Origin of the sequence: Mycobacterium sp. 852002-51152_SCH6134967 (assembly GCF_001667105.1) — a bacterium.
In the GTDB taxonomy this organism is placed as follows: Bacteria; Actinomycetota; Actinomycetes; order Mycobacteriales; family Mycobacteriaceae; genus Mycobacterium; species Mycobacterium neumannii_A.
The window spans coordinates 55,824-71,734 of the sequence record NZ_LZIK01000053.1 but is presented as its reverse complement, the minus strand read 5'-3'; the positions used below and the strand labels follow the sequence as shown (position 1 = coordinate 71,734).

At 67.6% G+C, this 15,911-nt stretch carries 15 protein-coding genes; 10 read left to right on the top strand and 5 right to left on the bottom strand.

Annotated features, from left to right (window positions below):
- The first annotated feature begins 52 nt into the window (after window positions 1-52).
- The 9 genes from mfd (at window position 53) to A5790_RS15715 (ending at window position 11,203) form a co-directional block, all read left to right on the top strand.
- Window positions 53-3,688 carry a transcription-repair coupling factor gene (gene mfd / locus A5790_RS15755; protein ID WP_066845919.1) on the top strand — a complete coding sequence of 1,212 codons (3,636 nt, stop codon included), beginning with the start codon at window positions 53-55 and terminating at the stop codon, window positions 3,686-3,688.
- A gap of 257 nt (window positions 3,689-3,945) precedes the next feature.
- Window positions 3,946-4,521 (top strand): hypothetical protein, encoded by a 576-nt coding sequence (locus A5790_RS15750; protein ID WP_066845916.1) that lies wholly within the window; start codon window positions 3,946-3,948, stop codon window positions 4,519-4,521.
- A 169-nt stretch (window positions 4,522-4,690) separates the two neighbouring features.
- Window positions 4,691-5,761: a nucleoside triphosphate pyrophosphohydrolase gene (locus A5790_RS15745; protein WP_066845912.1), complete on the top strand. Its 1,071-nt coding sequence runs from the start codon at window positions 4,691-4,693 to the stop codon at window positions 5,759-5,761.
- A 103-nt stretch (window positions 5,762-5,864) separates the two neighbouring features.
- Window positions 5,865-6,596, top strand: coding sequence for a lytic transglycosylase domain-containing protein (locus tag A5790_RS15740; protein ID WP_066845909.1), 732 nt, complete (start codon window positions 5,865-5,867; stop codon window positions 6,594-6,596).
- Window positions 6,597-6,683: 87 nt separating this feature from the next.
- Window positions 6,684-7,973 (top strand): phosphopyruvate hydratase, encoded by a 1,290-nt coding sequence (gene eno, locus A5790_RS15735; protein ID WP_066845906.1) that lies wholly within the window; start codon window positions 6,684-6,686, stop codon window positions 7,971-7,973.
- 14 nt (window positions 7,974-7,987) lie between these two features.
- Window positions 7,988-8,695 (top strand): septum formation initiator family protein, encoded by a 708-nt coding sequence (locus A5790_RS15730; RefSeq protein WP_066845903.1) that lies wholly within the window; start codon window positions 7,988-7,990, stop codon window positions 8,693-8,695.
- Window positions 8,688-9,185, top strand: coding sequence for a DUF501 domain-containing protein (locus tag A5790_RS15725; protein WP_066845900.1), 498 nt, complete (start codon window positions 8,688-8,690; stop codon window positions 9,183-9,185). The genes A5790_RS15730 and A5790_RS15725 overlap by 8 nt, the downstream gene beginning before the upstream one ends.
- Window positions 9,178-10,119: a Ppx/GppA phosphatase family protein gene (locus A5790_RS15720; protein ID WP_066845898.1), complete on the top strand. Its 942-nt coding sequence runs from the start codon at window positions 9,178-9,180 to the stop codon at window positions 10,117-10,119. Before A5790_RS15725 ends, A5790_RS15720 begins: the two co-directional genes overlap by 8 nt.
- Before the next feature lie 106 nt (window positions 10,120-10,225).
- Window positions 10,226-11,203, top strand: a complete 978-nt coding sequence (locus A5790_RS15715) for an NAD(P)H nitroreductase (RefSeq protein WP_066845895.1) — start codon at window positions 10,226-10,228, stop codon at window positions 11,201-11,203.
- Here the strand turns inward: A5790_RS15715 and A5790_RS15710 are convergent.
- The 5 genes from A5790_RS15710 to fdxA all read right to left on the bottom strand — a co-directional run bounded on the left by A5790_RS15710 (window position 11,200) and on the right by fdxA (window position 15,115).
- The gene (locus A5790_RS15710; RefSeq protein WP_064399579.1) at window positions 11,200-11,838 is read right to left on the bottom strand and encodes a response regulator transcription factor; all 639 of its coding nucleotides are present in this window, start codon (window positions 11,836-11,838) and stop codon (window positions 11,200-11,202) included. The genes A5790_RS15715 and A5790_RS15710 overlap by 4 nt on opposite strands.
- Before the next feature lie 22 nt (window positions 11,839-11,860).
- Window positions 11,861-12,829 (bottom strand): nitroreductase family protein, encoded by a 969-nt coding sequence (locus A5790_RS15705; protein WP_066846079.1) that lies wholly within the window; start codon window positions 12,827-12,829, stop codon window positions 11,861-11,863.
- A gap of 16 nt (window positions 12,830-12,845) precedes the next feature.
- Window positions 12,846-13,298 carry a pyridoxamine 5'-phosphate oxidase family protein gene (locus A5790_RS15700; RefSeq protein ID WP_066846076.1) on the bottom strand — a complete coding sequence of 151 codons (453 nt, stop codon included), beginning with the start codon at window positions 13,296-13,298 and terminating at the stop codon, window positions 12,846-12,848.
- A 5-nt stretch (window positions 13,299-13,303) separates the two neighbouring features.
- Window positions 13,304-14,713 (bottom strand): wax ester/triacylglycerol synthase family O-acyltransferase, encoded by a 1,410-nt coding sequence (locus tag A5790_RS15695; protein WP_066845893.1) that lies wholly within the window; start codon window positions 14,711-14,713, stop codon window positions 13,304-13,306.
- 63 nt (window positions 14,714-14,776) lie between these two features.
- The gene (gene fdxA / locus A5790_RS15690; protein ID WP_066845891.1) at window positions 14,777-15,115 is read right to left on the bottom strand and encodes a ferredoxin; all 339 of its coding nucleotides are present in this window, start codon (window positions 15,113-15,115) and stop codon (window positions 14,777-14,779) included.
- A 185-nt stretch (window positions 15,116-15,300) separates the two neighbouring features.
- Between fdxA and A5790_RS15685 the strand changes: the two genes are divergently transcribed.
- Window positions 15,301-15,903, top strand: a complete 603-nt coding sequence (locus tag A5790_RS15685) for a TMEM175 family protein (protein ID WP_066845889.1) — start codon at window positions 15,301-15,303, stop codon at window positions 15,901-15,903.
- The last annotated feature ends 8 nt before the right edge of the window (window positions 15,904-15,911 follow it).

Genomic DNA, 15,911 nt, shown 5'->3' with positions numbered 1-15,911 from the left:
GTAAACCCTCGTCGCGGCAAGCCTTTCGACGCGTGCCTACGATGGAAGCATCATGACCGCATCGGGGACCCTGTCCGTCCCAACCCCGATCGCCGGGCTCGTCGAACTGGCCCTACGAGATCCCTCCCTCGCCGAGATCTCGCGCCGCGCCGCCGACAAGCCCGCCGATCTCGCCATCGTCGGCCCGGCCGCCGCCCGCGTGTTCGTCGCGTCCGCGATCGCGCACGCGTCTCCGCTGGTCGTCGTGACCGCCACCGGGCGCGAGGCCGACGATCTGACCGCCGAACTGCGTGGCGTGTTCGGTGAAACCGTCGCGATGTTCCCCTCGTGGGAGACGCTGCCGCACGAACGGCTGTCCCCGGGAGTCGACACCGTGGGCGCGCGGCTCATGTTGTTGCGCAGGCTGACCCATCCCGACGACGCGCGTCTCGGGCCGCCGCTGCAAGTGGTGGTCACCACCGTGCGGTCGCTGCTGCAGCCGATGGTGCCCGACGTGGCCGACGTCGAACCGGTGACCTTGAGCGTGGGCGTCGAGGCGGAGTTCGACGGTCTGATCGCCCGGCTGGTCGAACTCGCCTACACCCGCGTCGACATGGTCGGCAAACGCGGCGAGTTCGCGGTGCGCGGCGGCATTCTCGACCTGTTCCCCCCGACCTACGAGCATCCGGTTCGCATCGAGTTCTGGGGCGACGAGGTGTCCGAGATGCGGATGTTCGCGGTCGCCGACCAGCGGTCGATCCCGGAGATCGACGTCGAAACCGTCATCGCCGTTCCGTGCCGTGAGGTGCTGCTGACCGACGACGTCCGCGAGCGCGCCGTCGAACTGGCCCGCGAGCACCCCGTTCAAGAGAACACCCTGCCCGGCACCGTGCCCGACATGCTGGCCAAGCTCTCCGAGGGCATCCCGGTCGACGGGATGGAAGCCCTGCTCCCGCTGTTGCGTCCCGACGCGCTGTCGACGTTGTCGGATCTGCTGCCCGACGGCATGCCGCTGTTGATCTGCGATCCGGAGAAGGTCCGCACCCGGGCCGCCGATCTGATCAAGACGGGCCGCGAGTTCTTGGAGGCGTCCTGGTCCACGGCGGCGGTGGGCGGCGACGCACCCATCGACCTGGAGTCGCTCGGCGCGTCGGGGTTCGTCGAACTCGACGATGCGCGCGCCGCGGCCCGCGAGGGCGGACATCCGTGGTGGACGTTGAGTCAGCTGTCCGACGAAGCCGGATTCGAGGTGGACATCCGGCCCGCCCCGTCGGCGCGCGGTTCGCAAGCAAGTATCGGCGAGATCTTCGCCATGCTGCGCGCCCACGTCGCGACCGGCGGTTGCGCCGCGGTCGTCACGCCCGGCGCGGGCACCGCGCAGCGCGTCGTCGAGCAGCTCGCCGAATCCGATGTTCCGGCAGGACTTTTGGAGCCCGGTGGCTCGCTCAAGGACGGCGTCGTCGGTGTGCTCAAGGGCCCACTGCACGACGGTGTCGTGATTCCGGGCGCGAATCTGGTGATCATCACCGAGACCGACCTCACCGGCAACCGCGCGACCGCCACCGAAGGCAAGAGGCTTGCGGCCAAGCGGCGCAACGTCGTTGACCCGTTGGCGCTCACCGCAGGCGACCTGGTGGTGCACGACCAACATGGCATCGGCCGGTTCGTCGAGATGACCGAGCGCGTCGTCGGCGGCGCCCGTCGCGAGTACCTGGTGCTCGAATATGCCTCCTCGAAACGGGGTGGCGGCACCGACAAGCTCTACGTGCCGATGGACTCGCTGGACCAGCTGTCCCGCTACGTCGGCGGGGAGTCCCCGACGCTGTCGCGGCTGGGCGGCAGCGACTGGACCAACACAAAGACCAAGGCACGCCGCGCAGTTCGCGAGATCGCCGCCGAACTGGTGTCTTTGTACGCCAAGCGGCAGGCCTCGCCCGGCCACGCGTTCGCCCCCGACAGCCCGTGGCAAGCCGAGATGGAGGACGCGTTCGGCTTCACCGAGACAGTCGATCAGCTGACCGCGATCACCGAGGTCAAGGCCGACATGGAAAAGCCGATCCCGATGGACCGGGTGATCTGCGGCGACGTCGGCTACGGCAAGACCGAGATCGCGGTGCGGGCGGCGTTCAAGGCGGTGCAGGACGGTAAGCAGGTCGCGGTGCTGGTGCCGACGACGCTGCTGGCCGACCAGCACCTTCAAACCTTTTCCGAGCGGATGGCGGGGTTCCCGGTCACCGTCAAGGGCTTGTCGCGGTTCACCGACCCGGCCGAATCGCGCGCGGTGCTCGAGGGCATGAAGGACGGCAGCGTCGACATCGTGATCGGTACTCACCGCCTGCTGCAGACGGGCGTGACGTGGAAGGATCTCGGCCTGATCGTGGTCGACGAGGAACAGCGTTTCGGCGTCGAGCACAAGGAGCACATCAAGTCGTTGCGAACCCACGTCGACGTGTTGACCATGAGCGCCACCCCGATCCCGCGCACGCTGGAGATGAGCCTGGCAGGTATCCGGGAGATGTCGACGATCCTCACTCCGCCCGAGGAGCGTTATCCGGTGCTGACCTACGTCGGGCCCCACGACGACAAACAGATCGCCGCCGCGCTGCGCCGCGAACTGCTGCGCGACGGTCAGGCGTTCTACATCCACAACCGGGTCAGGACCATCGACCAAGCGGCCGCGCGGGTTTCGGCACTGGTGCCCGAGGCGCGCGTGGTCGTCGCGCACGGCCAGATGCCCGAGGAACAGCTCGAGCGCACAGTCGAGGGTTTCTGGAATCGCGAATACGACATTCTGGTCTGCACGACGATCGTCGAGACAGGCCTGGACATCTCCAACGCCAATACGTTGATCGTCGAACGCGCCGACACCTTCGGTCTGTCCCAGTTGCATCAGCTCAGGGGCCGGGTCGGTCGTAGCCGTGAACGCGGCTACGCGTATTTCCTGTATCCGCCCGAGGTTCCGCTCACCGAGACCGCTTACGACCGGCTGGCCACCATCGCGCAGAACAACGAGCTCGGCGCGGGCATGGCAGTGGCCATGAAGGACCTGGAGATTCGCGGCGCGGGCAACGTGCTCGGCGCCGAACAGTCCGGACACGTGGCCGGTGTCGGCTTCGACCTCTATGTGCGTCTGGTGGGTGAAGCTGTCGAGGCCTATCGGGCCGCCGCGGACGGCGAAACCGTTGCCGCACCGGAAGAACCGAAGGACGTACGAATCGATCTGCCCGTTGACGCGCACCTGCCACCGGATTACATCGGCAGCGACCGGCTCCGGTTGGAGGGCTATCGCAGGCTGGCGGCGGCCGCGGATCAGCAGGCGGTGGACGCCGTCATCGAAGAACTCGTCGACCGGTACGGTCCACTACCCGAACCCGCGCGGCGCCTCGTGGCCGTCGCGCGTCTGCGGTTGCTGTTGAAGGCCTACGGCGTCACCGAAGTCAGCTCGGTGTCGGAGTCGACGGTGCGACTCTCCCCGCTGCAGCTGATGGATTCGCAACAACTCCGGCTCAAGCGGATGTACCCGAGCGCCGGTTACCGGGCGACCACGTCGACGGTGCAGGTGCCGATCCCGCGTGCCGGTAACGGCATCGGCGCACCGCGGATCCGCGATCTCGAGTTGGTGCAGATGGTCGCCGACCTGATCTTGGCTTTGGACGGGAAACCACAGGGCAGCGTCGACATCATTTCAAGCCCGAATTCGGCTGACTGATCGCCTGGTCAGGCGGGTTTTCAAGGGTGCCGCGCCCGGCCCGAACCCAACAGCGCTGTTAACGCACCGTCAACCCGTTGCGACAAACACGTCGGGGGGTCAAGGTGTTGCTTGCCTTCTAGACCGAGGGAAGTCGTCCAAACCGAGGGCGTCGACCACCTACGACAGGTGGTTAAGCAATTTCCTAAACCGAACATCACACGATGCGACCGAGGAGTCGGTGCGTGTCGCGATGACGCAAGGCGAAGGAGTTTTCGATGGACTTCAAGAAACTGGCAGTGACCACCACGATGACCGGTGCACTCGGACTCGGCGCGCTTGGCCTGGGCGCAGGTCTGGCACAGGCGCAACCGCACATCAACATCCCGCAGCCGCCTCCGGTTCCTGTTCCGAGCGTGAACGTTCCCGATGTGAACATTCCGGCTGTCCACGCGCCGGATGTCGACGTGCCGGCTGTGAACGTTCCCGACGTGAATGTTCCGAGTGTGAACGTGCCCGATGTGAACGTGCCGGCTGTGAACGTTCCCGATGTGAATGTTCCGCGGGTGAACCTGCCCGATGTGGATGTTCCGAGCGTGAACGTCCCCGATGTGGACCTGCCCGACGTGCAGTTCCCTGAGGTCGACAACTACTTCAAGCTCCCGAACGGGCACATCCCGCCGGGGCAGCTGAAGAACTCGCCGTTCATCAACGGGGTTCCCAACCCGTTCTACGGAATCCCTCCCGGCCAGCTGAAGAAGCTTCCGGATGTGAACGGGATCGTCAACCCGTTCTTCGATGAGAAGCCGGGCCACTGGGTCCTCCCGGACGAGCCGTTCGAGCCGGTGTCCTGAGCAACCCGATACGGACACGATGGCCGTCCTGCCGCCAGGCAGGGCGGCCATCGCCGGTCGGGGCGCACGAAAGCGGGGGAGCCAGGTTCTGCGCGCTTCGGGGGCGGACGAGGTGTTGGTATAACCGAGGTCAGCGATTCGGACAAAACGCGTGAGGGGGTGTAGCCCGATGACCGTCGTTTTGGTCGACCCCCGGCGCCCGTCCCTGATCCCGATCGACGCGATCGACCTGCTGGCCGGCGACGTGCAGTACACCGAGGAGATGCCGATCAAGGTGCCCTGGTCGTTGCCCTCGGCGCGGCCGGCATACGACGGCGAGGACGCGCCGGTGCTGCTGTCCTCGGATCCCGAGCACCCCGCGGTCAAGGCCCGGTTGGCGGCCGGAGACAGGGTGATCTCGGCGCCCGAGGCCGCACCGGGAGAGCGGCTGGTCGACGCCGTCGCGATGATGGACAAACTGCGCACCTCCGGGCCGTGGGAGAGCGAGCAGACGCACGACTCGCTTCGCCGTTACCTGCTCGAGGAAACCTACGAGGTCTTCGACGCCGTGCACAGCGGCGACGCTCACGCGCTGCGCGACGAACTCGGAGACGTGTTGCTACAGGTCCTTTTTCACGCCCGCATCGCCGAAGACGCACCACAGAATTCGTTCGGCATCGACGACGTCGCCGACGCGCTGGTACGCAAGCTGGGCAACCGCGTACCCGCGGTGTTGGCCGGAGAGCCGATCTCGCTGGACGACCAGCTCGCCCAGTGGGAGGAGCGCAAGGCGCTGGAGAAGAAGGCGAAGCGGGCGCATTCCACGATGGACGACGTGCCGACCGCGCAACCCGCTCTGGCGTTGGCGCAGAAGGTGATCGAGCGGGTGAGTGCCGCTGGGCTGCCTGCGGACCTGATTCCCCATGCGGTCACGTCGGTGACGGTGGCGGTGGGTAGCGATGCCGAGAACGTCTTGCGTTCGGCTGTTTTGGAGTTCATGGATACGGTGCGACGCGCGGAGCGGGCGATCGCGGTCGACCGTCGAGGTGACGATGTGCCAGAGGAGCTCGACGCCAGCCCACTCGGCGCCGTGACCGAGGACGAGTGGCGCGCGCACTGGCCGTCCGATCGCGCGGACGAAACAGACGGCGAGGACGACGCGATGGAATCAGATGAGACCAATGACGACGCCGATGAGACCACAGAGGCAGAGGTGGCCGATGATGCTGCTGAGGCCGAAGTTGCCGATTCGGCGTCCTGACCCGGTGAAGAATTTGTGCACCCGAATCGCTCCCGACGCTGAGCCGCGACGTCCCGAACACGTGGGACCATGGGCAGCGACCGAAGTTGGTTGAGGGAGTTTGGTGTCGCCGGTGCGTTGGCTGCGTGCTGTCGCCGTTCTAGGAGCGACGGCGCTGCTCTTGGCTTCTAGCTGCTCGTGGCAGCTCGGGACGCCCATCCCTGAGGGCGTACCGCCGCCACCGGGCGACCCGGTGCCCCAGATCGACACCTACGCCAAGGGCCGCCCGGCCGATCAGCTGCACGAATGGGCCGCCGAGCGCGCCCCCAGGCTGGGCATACCGGTCGCCGCGCTCGAGGCGTACGCCTATGCGGCCCGGGTGGCGGAGGTGGAGAACCCGGACTGCAAGCTGGCCTGGACGACGCTGGCCGGGATCGGGCAGGTGGAAAGCCACCACGGCACGTACCGCGGCGCGGCGATCGGCGCGAACGGCGACGTCGAGCCACCTATTCGGGGGGTCTGGCTCGACGGCACCAACGGCAACCTCGAGATCTTCGACGACTCCGCGATCAGCCATGACGGCGACTCGAAGCATGCCCGCGCGATGGGCCCGATGCAGTTCATCCCCGAGACGTGGGGCCACTACGGCGTCGACGCCAACAACGACGGCCAGATCAGCGCCGACAACATGGACGACGCCGCGCTGTCGGCAGCGGGCTATCTGTGCTGGACCGGCAAGGACCTGGCCACCCCGCGCGGATGGATGAACGCGCTGCGTGCCTACAACCATTCCGACCAGTACGCGCGGACCGTGCGGGACTGGGCGACCGCTTACGCCAACGGGCACCCCCTCTAGACACGCCTGCCCAATAGGAAGGCTCTAGGCTCGTCGGTTGACGCGAAAACTTCTCGCCCCCACACCGAGGACACCAAGGAGACGCCAGTGCCCACTATCGATCAGGTCGGAGCCCGAGAAATCCTCGACTCCCGGGGAAACCCGACGGTCGAGGTTGAGGTTCTGCTGGGCGACGGGTCGTTCGCCCGCGCTGCCGTGCCGTCGGGCGCCTCGACGGGTGAGCACGAAGCCGTCGAACTCCGCGACGGCGGCTCACGGTACGGCGGGAAGGGCGTCGAGAAGGCGGTCGAGGCCGTCCTCGACGAGATCGCCCCTGCCATCATCGGGCTGCAGGCCGACGATCAGCGCCTCGTCGACCAGGCGCTGCTCGACCTCGACGGCACACCCGACAAATCACGGCTCGGCGCCAACGCGATCCTGGGTGCCTCGCTGGCGGTGGCCCGGGCGGCGGCCCATGCGGCCGATCTCGACCTGTTCCGCTACCTCGGCGGCCCGAACGCCCACATCCTTCCGGTGCCGATGATGAACATCCTCAACGGCGGCGCACACGCCGACACCGGAGTCGACGTGCAGGAGTTCATGGTCGCGCCGATCGGCGCGGCGTCGTTCAAGGAGGCGCTGCGCTGGGGTACGGAGGTCTACCACTCGCTGAAGTCGGTGCTCAAGGCCCAGGGCCTGGCGACCGGTCTCGGCGACGAAGGTGGATTCGCGCCCGACGTGGCGGGCACGACCGCCGCGCTCGACCTGATCCTGTCGGCCATCGACTCCGCCGGGTTCAAGGCGGGCTCGGAAATCGCGCTCGCCCTCGACGTGGCCGCGACCGAGTTCTACGCCGACGGTCAGGGCTACAAGTTCGAGAACGAGGTGCGCACCGCCGAGCAGATGGGCACCTTCTACGCGGGTCTGCTCGACGCCTATCCACTGGTGTCGATCGAGGACCCGCTGTCCGAAGACGACTGGGACGGCTGGGTCGCGCTGACGTCGGCCATCGGGGATCGCGTGCAACTCGTCGGCGACGACCTGTTCGTCACCAACCCGGAGCGACTCGAGGACGGTATCCAAAAGGGCGCCGCCAACGCACTTTTGGTGAAGGTGAACCAGATCGGCACGCTCACCGAGACGCTCGATGCGGTGGCGCTCGCCCACAACAGCGGCTACCGCACGATGATGAGCCACCGCAGCGGCGAGACCGAGGACACGACGATCGCGGACCTCTCGGTTGCGGTGGGCAGCGGCCAGATCAAGACCGGCGCGCCGGCCCGCAGCGAGCGCGTCGCCAAGTACAACCAGCTGCTGCGCATCGAGGAGAACCTCGGCGACGCCGCCCGCTACGCCGGCGACCTCGCCTTCCCGCGGTTCGCCATGGAAGCCAGATAGCCCGGTAACGGCCCGTGCCCGAAGCGAAACGGCCCGACCCCAAGCGCCGGTCACCGACCTCCCGACCCGGGAAGTCGGGCAAGGCAGGCGGTGCGGGGAAGGGCCGTCCGCGGGTCGCCGCACGCCGCGAGCCCCGTACCACCGACTCGCGGCCCGCGACCGAGGCAGCGGCCGAGGCCCCGACCAAATCCCAGGAAACCGGCGTCGTCATCCGGCGCGCCATCGCGGAATCGGCCGAGCAACAGTCCGAGCAACGGTTCGGGTCCGCGGCCCGGCGCGCGGCCATCCTCGCGGTGGTGGTCTGCGTGCTGACGCTGACGATCGCCGGGCCGGTCCGCACCTATTTCGCACAGCGCACGGAGATGAAGCAACTCAAAGCGACCGAACAGCAACTGCGGGCCCAGATCGCCGAGCTCGAACAGCAGAAGGTGAAGCTGGCCGACCCGGTGTTCATCGCCGCGCAGGCCCGCGAACGGCTCGGTTTCGTGATGCCCGGCGAGATTCCGTACCAGGTGCAGCTGCCTCCCGGTGCGGTGGTGCCCGGCACACCCGATCAGGAACCAGAAGCCGTCAACCGCGGTCAGCCGTGGTACACCGCGCTGTGGCACACGATCGCCGATGAGCCGCATGGGATCACACCCGGTCCACTGCCCGGAGCGCCACCGGCCACACCCGGTGCGCCCCCACCGCCGCCTCCGGCCCCGCCCGCTCCCGGTGGTTGACCCCGCAGACCTCGACGCCGTCGAGCGCCAGCTCGGACGCGCGCCGCGCGGTGTCCTCCAGATCGCCTACCGGTGTCCCAACGGTGAGCCCGGCGTCGTCAAGACCGCGCCGAAACTGCCTGACGGCACGCCGTTTCCGACGTTGTACTACCTCACCCACCCGGTGTTGACCGCCGCCGCGAGCAGGCTGGAATCGTCGGGCATGATGCGGGAGATGACCGCGCGGCTGCAGATCGACGCGGACCTGGCGCGGGCGTACCGCAAGGCGCACGAGTCCTATCTCGCCGAGCGCGACGCGATCGAACCTCTCGGGACGACGTTCTCCGGTGGCGGCATGCCGGACCGGGTCAAGTGCCTGCACGTGCTGATCGCCCACTCGCTGGCGAAGGGTCCTGGCGTCAATCCTTTCGGTGACGAAGCGCTGGCGGCGCTGGCCGACGATCCCGCGATGGAAGGCATCATCGATTCCGAAAGGTGGGCCCATGAGTAGGGTCGGCGCGATTGACTGCGGTACCAACTCGATCCGCCTGCTGATCGCCGACCAGGTCGATGGCAGGCTGGCCGACGTGCACCGCGAGATGCGCATCGTCCGATTGGGTCAAGGTGTCGACGCCACAGGACAATTCGCGCCGGAGGCACTGTCGCGCACGGAGTCGGCGTTGGCCGACTACGCCGACCTGATGCGCCACCACGGCGTCGACAACGTCCGGATGGTGGCGACCTCGGCGACCAGGGATGCCGCGAACCGCGAGGTCTTCTTCGCGATGACGGCCGAGGTGCTGGGCGCCGTTGTGTCCGGTGCGGTCGCCGAGGTGATCACCGGCGCCGAAGAGGCCGCGTTGTCGTTCAACGGTGCGGTCGGCGAACTGGACTCGGCGGCAGCGCCTTTCGTGGTCGTCGACTTGGGCGGCGGGTCTACCGAAGTGGTGCTCGGTAGCGACGAGATGACCGCAGGCTATTCGGCTGACATCGGATGCGTCCGGCTCACCGAACGCTGCCTGCACTCGGACCCGCCGACCGCAGAGGAGATCGCTGCGGCTCGTGACGTGGTGCGAGAGGGGCTGCACGAGGCTTTTCGGGCGGTGCCCGTCGACCAGGCCCGCACCTGGGTGGGAGTGGCAGGCACCATGACGACGTTGTCGGCGCTGGCGCAGAAGATGCCCGTCTACGACTCGGATGCGATTCACCTGTCCCGTGTGCGGTTCGGCGAACTGCTGAACGTGTGCGAGGGGCTGATCGCGATGCCGCGAGCCCAACGCGCGCAGCTGGGGCCGATGCATGAGGGCCGCGTCGACGTCATCGGCGGCGGGGCGATCATCGTCGAGGAGCTGGCCGCCGCACTGCAACAGCGGGCGGGTATCGAGGAGCTGACGGTCAGTGAGCACGACATCCTCGACGGCATCGCGCTGTCGATCGCCGGCTGACTGTCGACCTCGTCCCCTCGCATCGGGGACCTTCGTCACTAGCTGCAGACCCTGCGTTGCGGCCACTGTGGATACAGGAACACTGACACAGGAGAGCAGGACCGCCATGAACGCTCACTTCCCCGACCGGGACACCGTGCGGACCGCGTTGTCGCTGGCCACCAGGGCGCCCTCCATCCACAACTCGCAGCCGTGGCAGTGGCGGGTGGGCGACGAAAGCCTGCACCTGTACGCCGATCTGGACCGTCGGCTACCCAATGCCGATCCGGACAGCCGCGACCTGCACCTCAGTTGCGGGATCGCCCTGCACCACGCCGTCGTCGCGCTGGCGGCGCTCGGCTGGCACGCCCGGGTTCACCGGTTCCCCAACCCGGCAGAACCGCAGCACCTGGCCGCCATCGAGCTGAGCCCTCAGCCGGCAGGCGAACTCGACATCGTTCTGGCGGCGGCGATCCCGAGGCGCCGCACCGACCGTCGCCTCTACAACTCCTGGTCCGTCCCGGAGGCCGACATCGCCTTGATGGGTGCGAGGGCGGCGCGTTACGGCGTCATGCTCAGGGAAGTCGCACAACTGCCCAAGTTGCAACATGTTGTGGCGCAAGCGGTCCGGGAGCACGCCGCCGACGACGCGTATCTGCGCGAGTTGACCGCATGGAGCGGACGGCACGCGTCGGTGGCCGGTGTGCCCGCCAGGAACACCCCACTGTCGGATCCCCACGCAGCGATACCTGCCAGGCACTTCGCCGGCCCCGCCCTTGCCCAGCCGCCCGACGCGTCACCTGAAGACGACTCGGCGACGGTGCTGGCGCTGGGAACGAAGGACGACACGCCGTTGGCGCGGCTGCGCGCCGGTGAGGCCTGCAGCCTCGTCCTGCTCTCGGCGACCGCGCTGGGCCTGGCGAGCTGTCCGGTGACCGAACCGCTGGAGATCGTCGAGACACGGGAAGCCGTGCGGGAGGACGTTTTCGGCGATTACGGCTACCCTCAGATGCTGTTGCGCGTGGGTTGGGCGCCGGTGAACGCCGACCCGCTGCCGTCCACGCCGCGGCGCGCGCTGGCCGATATGGTCGAGTGGTTGGACTAGTCCTGCCGGCGGTCCAGCTTGGACACGAACACCGCGGCCTGCGTCCGGCGCTCCATACCGAGTTTCGCGAGCAACCGTGACACATAGTTCTTGACGGTCTTCTCCGCCAGGAACATCCGTGCGGCGATCTGCCTGTTGGTCAGGCCTTCGCCGAGCAACCCGAGCAGCGTGCGCTCCTGGTCGGTCAACCCGGAGAGCGGATCTTTGCGGTCGGCCGAGCCGCGCAACTTTGCCATCAGCGCCGCCGCAGCGCGGTTGTCGAGAAGCGATCTGCCTGCGCCGACATCCTTGATCGCCTGCGCGAGCTCCATGCCCTTGATGTCCTTGATGACGAACCCGCTGGCGCCTGCCAGGATCGCATCCAGCATGGCCTCGTCGGAGGTGTACGAGGTCAACATCAGACAGCGCAGGTCGGGCAGATCGGACAACAGATCGCGGCACAGTTCGATTCCGTTGCCGTCGGGAAGCCGGACGTCGAGGACGGCGACATCGGGCCGGACCGCGGGGATCCTGACCATCGCCTCGGCGACCGATCCGGCCTCGCCGACCACCTCGAGTTCGGGGTCCGATCCGAGCAGGTCGACCAGTCCGCGGCGGACGACTTCATGGTCGTCGACCAGGAAGACCGTGACCATGTGAGCCCTTCCGATCAGCGCCTCAGCGGCGAATCTCCATCACTTCCCGCACCGACCGTCTCGGTGTCGGTGCCGGCGTGTTTTCGATCGTCGGCGCTTTGCCCACCCGAATCAAGGCCTGGGGGACCGCGTCGCGTCCTGTCAGCCGGCGGACGGCGTCGCGTCCGGCCTCCACTTCGGTGAGATGTGTCATCGTGCAGGTCGCCAACCCGGCGGCCGTGAGGTCGAGCAATACCGTGGACAGCGCCTGACCGCTGGTGAACGCGTCCTCGCGGGTGTCCGCCGGCGTCGACAGCACGACGATGTCCGCCTCGTCGAGCGCGGTTCCGCCTCGGCGGTCGAGGTGACCGCTGGGCCGGAAGCTCCGGTTGACGCCCACGCGCCGCCGTTCGGACTCCGACACCAGTGCGCTGGGCGGAATGCCTTCCGAGAGCCTGAAAGGCGTGGTCCACCACTGCAATTCGCCGTGGTAGCGATCGTCGTGCGAACGCAGCGACTCGGTGAGCCGGGACGCCTCGGCCAGCTCGGGATGCGTTGCGGCCTGCAACGTGTCGACGAAGGTTCCCTCGGGTCGGTTCGACAGCACGACGTCGAGGGTGTCGTCGGGCGCCCGGAACGGCAGACGGTCGGTGCGGCGGGCCAGGATGGCGTCGGCGCGGTCCCGTGCGCTCGGTGTGACGGGCGTCGGGGCGCAGACGTGGACCGACGCGAGATGCTCGGGCCTGTCCGGGTCGGGGAACGTCTCGACCGAGGTGTCCCAGCCTGCGGCGGCCATCGCGACGCGAAAGTGGTCGAGCGCTGCACCGCAGGCGATCAGGGCCTCACGCCCCGAGCTGTCGGCCGAGCGGATCACCCGGGAGCGGTCGGCATGAAGCTCGATCGTGGTCTTGCCGATCACCCATCGCCACGGTTGGCTGTTGTGCAGCGACGGGGCCCGGCACGCCAATTCGACCGCGTTGACGACGACCTCGATGTCGACCGTCGTGGGCATGGCCGGCTTCTCGGTCTCAAGATGTGACGGCATCATGGTCGGTGCTCCGGTACTGCGGGAGGCCGCGCTCGCGAAACCGGCGGCCGGTCATCTTCTCGGTGCGGATCCGCACGAAGTGGTCCCGGCGACCGTCGACCCACGGCTGCAGGAATGTTCCTGACAACTCCACCAATTCGTCGACGTCGGTGATCGGTTCGGCGTGCCCGACGACGGTGACGCTCCAACCGGTCCGCAGGTCGGCGTCGAGCTCATCGGCCTGGAAGGCCACGACCTGGTTGTCGGTCGCGGCGGCCAACTTCGGTCCGCCCGCGACCCGGATCACCACGTCGTCATTCCAGAGCCGGAAGTTCACCGGCTGCACCGCGGGCAATGCGTCCTCGGTGAAAACCAGCCTGCCCACCCGTACGCCGCCAAGCAGGTCCAGACACTGCCTGCGGTTGAGGGTCTCCAGTTCCTGACCTTTGGTCATCGTCATCAGCCTCCTTGGACCAGAGCGAGGGTGCCGACCGGTGTGCAACGCCAGTGTCCGTTGCTCAGGTCGGCCAGGCGGGCAACGGCGCGCTGGATGCCGTCGGCGAGTTCGTTGACATCGGGTGCGGCGTCGTAGTCGCCGATGATGCCGAACGCGAGGTGGTCGGCGTAGCTGAGGATCGCGATGCCGGTTCGCAGTCGAAGTGCCAGTGGCGGAATCGGCAGCAGCCGAATGACTTCGCGCCCCTTGAGCCGCATCCGCTTGCGGGGGCCGGGCACATTCGTGGCCAGTGTCACGATGCCGCGCTGGGGGAGCCGGGTCAGGGCCCGAACCGCCCACGCCGTCAGCGGGAACGGAATCGCGTTGGCCGCGGTGAGGAAGAGGTTTCCCGCCTCGCGCTGTCCGCTCGCCTTGGACTTGCCCAGTCGTGCGTGCACGGTTTGCAACTGTTGGATCGGGTCGTCCTTCTCGACGGGGAGGTAGGGCAGCATCACCGATACCCGGTTGTCGGGTTCGCCCGCCGCATCGGCGGACCGCACCGACACCGGCACCAGGGTGCGCAGCGACGTGCGCCGGGGGTTCTCGCCGCGGCGCAGCAGGATGGTGCGGAAGCTGTCGGTGATCGCTGCCAGCGCTACATCGTTGACCGTGACGTCGAACCGCTCACAGATGTGCTGCACCTCCGGCAGCGAAACCTCGACGGAGGCGTAGCGCCGCATGTCGGTCACCGGACCGGTCAGCGACGACGGGGAGGCCGGCCGCAGCAGCCCGCCGGCGATCTCGACGGCCCCGTGCAGTGCCTGGGTCGCGGTGGTGGTCATGTCGCGAGATGTCCGCCACGCAGATGCCATCCAGTCGACCGGATTGAGCGAAAGAGCCGGCAGGCGCCAGGGTTTCGGCCTCGGTTGGGCGCCGCTGAGCGCCGTCGCGAACGTCTCGGTGCCCTGTCCGTCACACAGATGGGCGAGCAGATGCGTGGCCGCGACCCCGTCGGCGATGCAGTGGTGGATCTTCATCAGCATCGCCCACCGGTTGTGGGCCAGGCCGTCGACGACCCAGCACTCCCACAGAGGCCGGTCGCGGTCCAAACGCCGCTCCATCACTTCGGCGGCCCAGCGGAACAGCGCGGCATCGTCGCCGGGGCGGGGCAGCGCCGCCCGACGGATGTGATGGGAGACGTCGACCCCCGCGTCCTCCACCCACTCCGGTGCGCCGAGGTCGAGTGGATGGGTGCGCAGGATCTGCCGGAAGCGCGGGACGGCCATCACGCGTTCGGTGAGATCGGCGACCAGGGAATCGAATTCAGGCATCGGCCCGGCGAGCACGGCGATCGCCCCGATCGCAAGGCTCACGTGAGGGTCGGAGTCTTCGGCGTGTAGGAATCCCGCGTCCAGTGTGGTGAGCTGCTCCATACCCTTACTGTCGGCGACCGGCGGATGTGGCAGTAGGGCCTTAGGTCCCTACTTCGCCCGTGGTCAGCGCGGCGGCATGCCCGCCACGAGGGGTGCGTCGGCGCCGACCGGGCCGAGCTTGGCAGCGCCGCCCGGAGAACCCAGGGGCGCGTCGCGGCCCGGCAGGACCCCGTTGAAGAACGCGGCGTTGTCGGCGAGGTGGCCGTGCTCGTCGTCGGGCAGATCCGTTTCGAAGTAGATCGCACCCTCTTCGCACGCCAGCTTGCACGCGCCGCAGTCCACACACTCGTCGGGATTGATGTAGAGCGACCTTGCGCCTTCGTAGATGCAATCGACCGGGCATTCGGGGACACAGGACTTGTGCATCACGTCCACACACGCACTGCTGATCACATAGGTCATGGCCGCAGTGTAGGAACGGTCGGCCGCGCTCGTCGTGGGTCCAAGGCCTGTGGAATCGAGGACCAAAGTCCCTGCCGCCGTACACGCGGTATCGCTCCGCCGGTCCGTCGCGGGAGTGATACTGAACCATTGTGGCGGCTGAACGGGCCGAGGCTGCTCGGCCCTTTGGATACCGGACGACCCGGATGGAAGCGTTCAGCGATGGTGTGTTCGCCATCGCGATCACACTGCTGGTGCTCGAGATCGGTGTGCCCGACGACTCGGCGGCTGACCTGCTGGGCGCCGTGGTCCGCCAGTGGCCGTCGTATCTGACCTACCTGGTGAGCTTCTCGACGATCGGCGCGGTGTGGCTCGAACACACGGTGATCACCGAGTTCCTGAATCGGGCCACCGCCGCGCTCATCCGACTGAACCTGCTGCTACTGATGCTCGTTTCATTCCTTCCGTTCCCCACTCGGCTGTTGGGCGACTACATCGGCGAAAGCGATGCCGAACGGGTGGCGGTGACTGTCTACGGCATCAACTTGTTTCTGGTGTCGGCAGTGGTATCGCTGATATGGCGTTATGCGGTGTGGCAGCGCTTGATTCGGACCGAAGTGGCCGACGCGGACGTCAGGCTCATCACCAATAGGCTCACCCCGGGGCTGGCCGGATATGCCGTGTTCATCGGGGTCGGGCTGTTCTTTCCGATCGTTGCCGTATTCGGCTACCTGGTGATCGCGGTGTATTTCATCGTTCCCATCGCTGCGCTGCGGGGAGCCAGACGCGCAAGCCGATTGGAGGAGTGAAAACGACA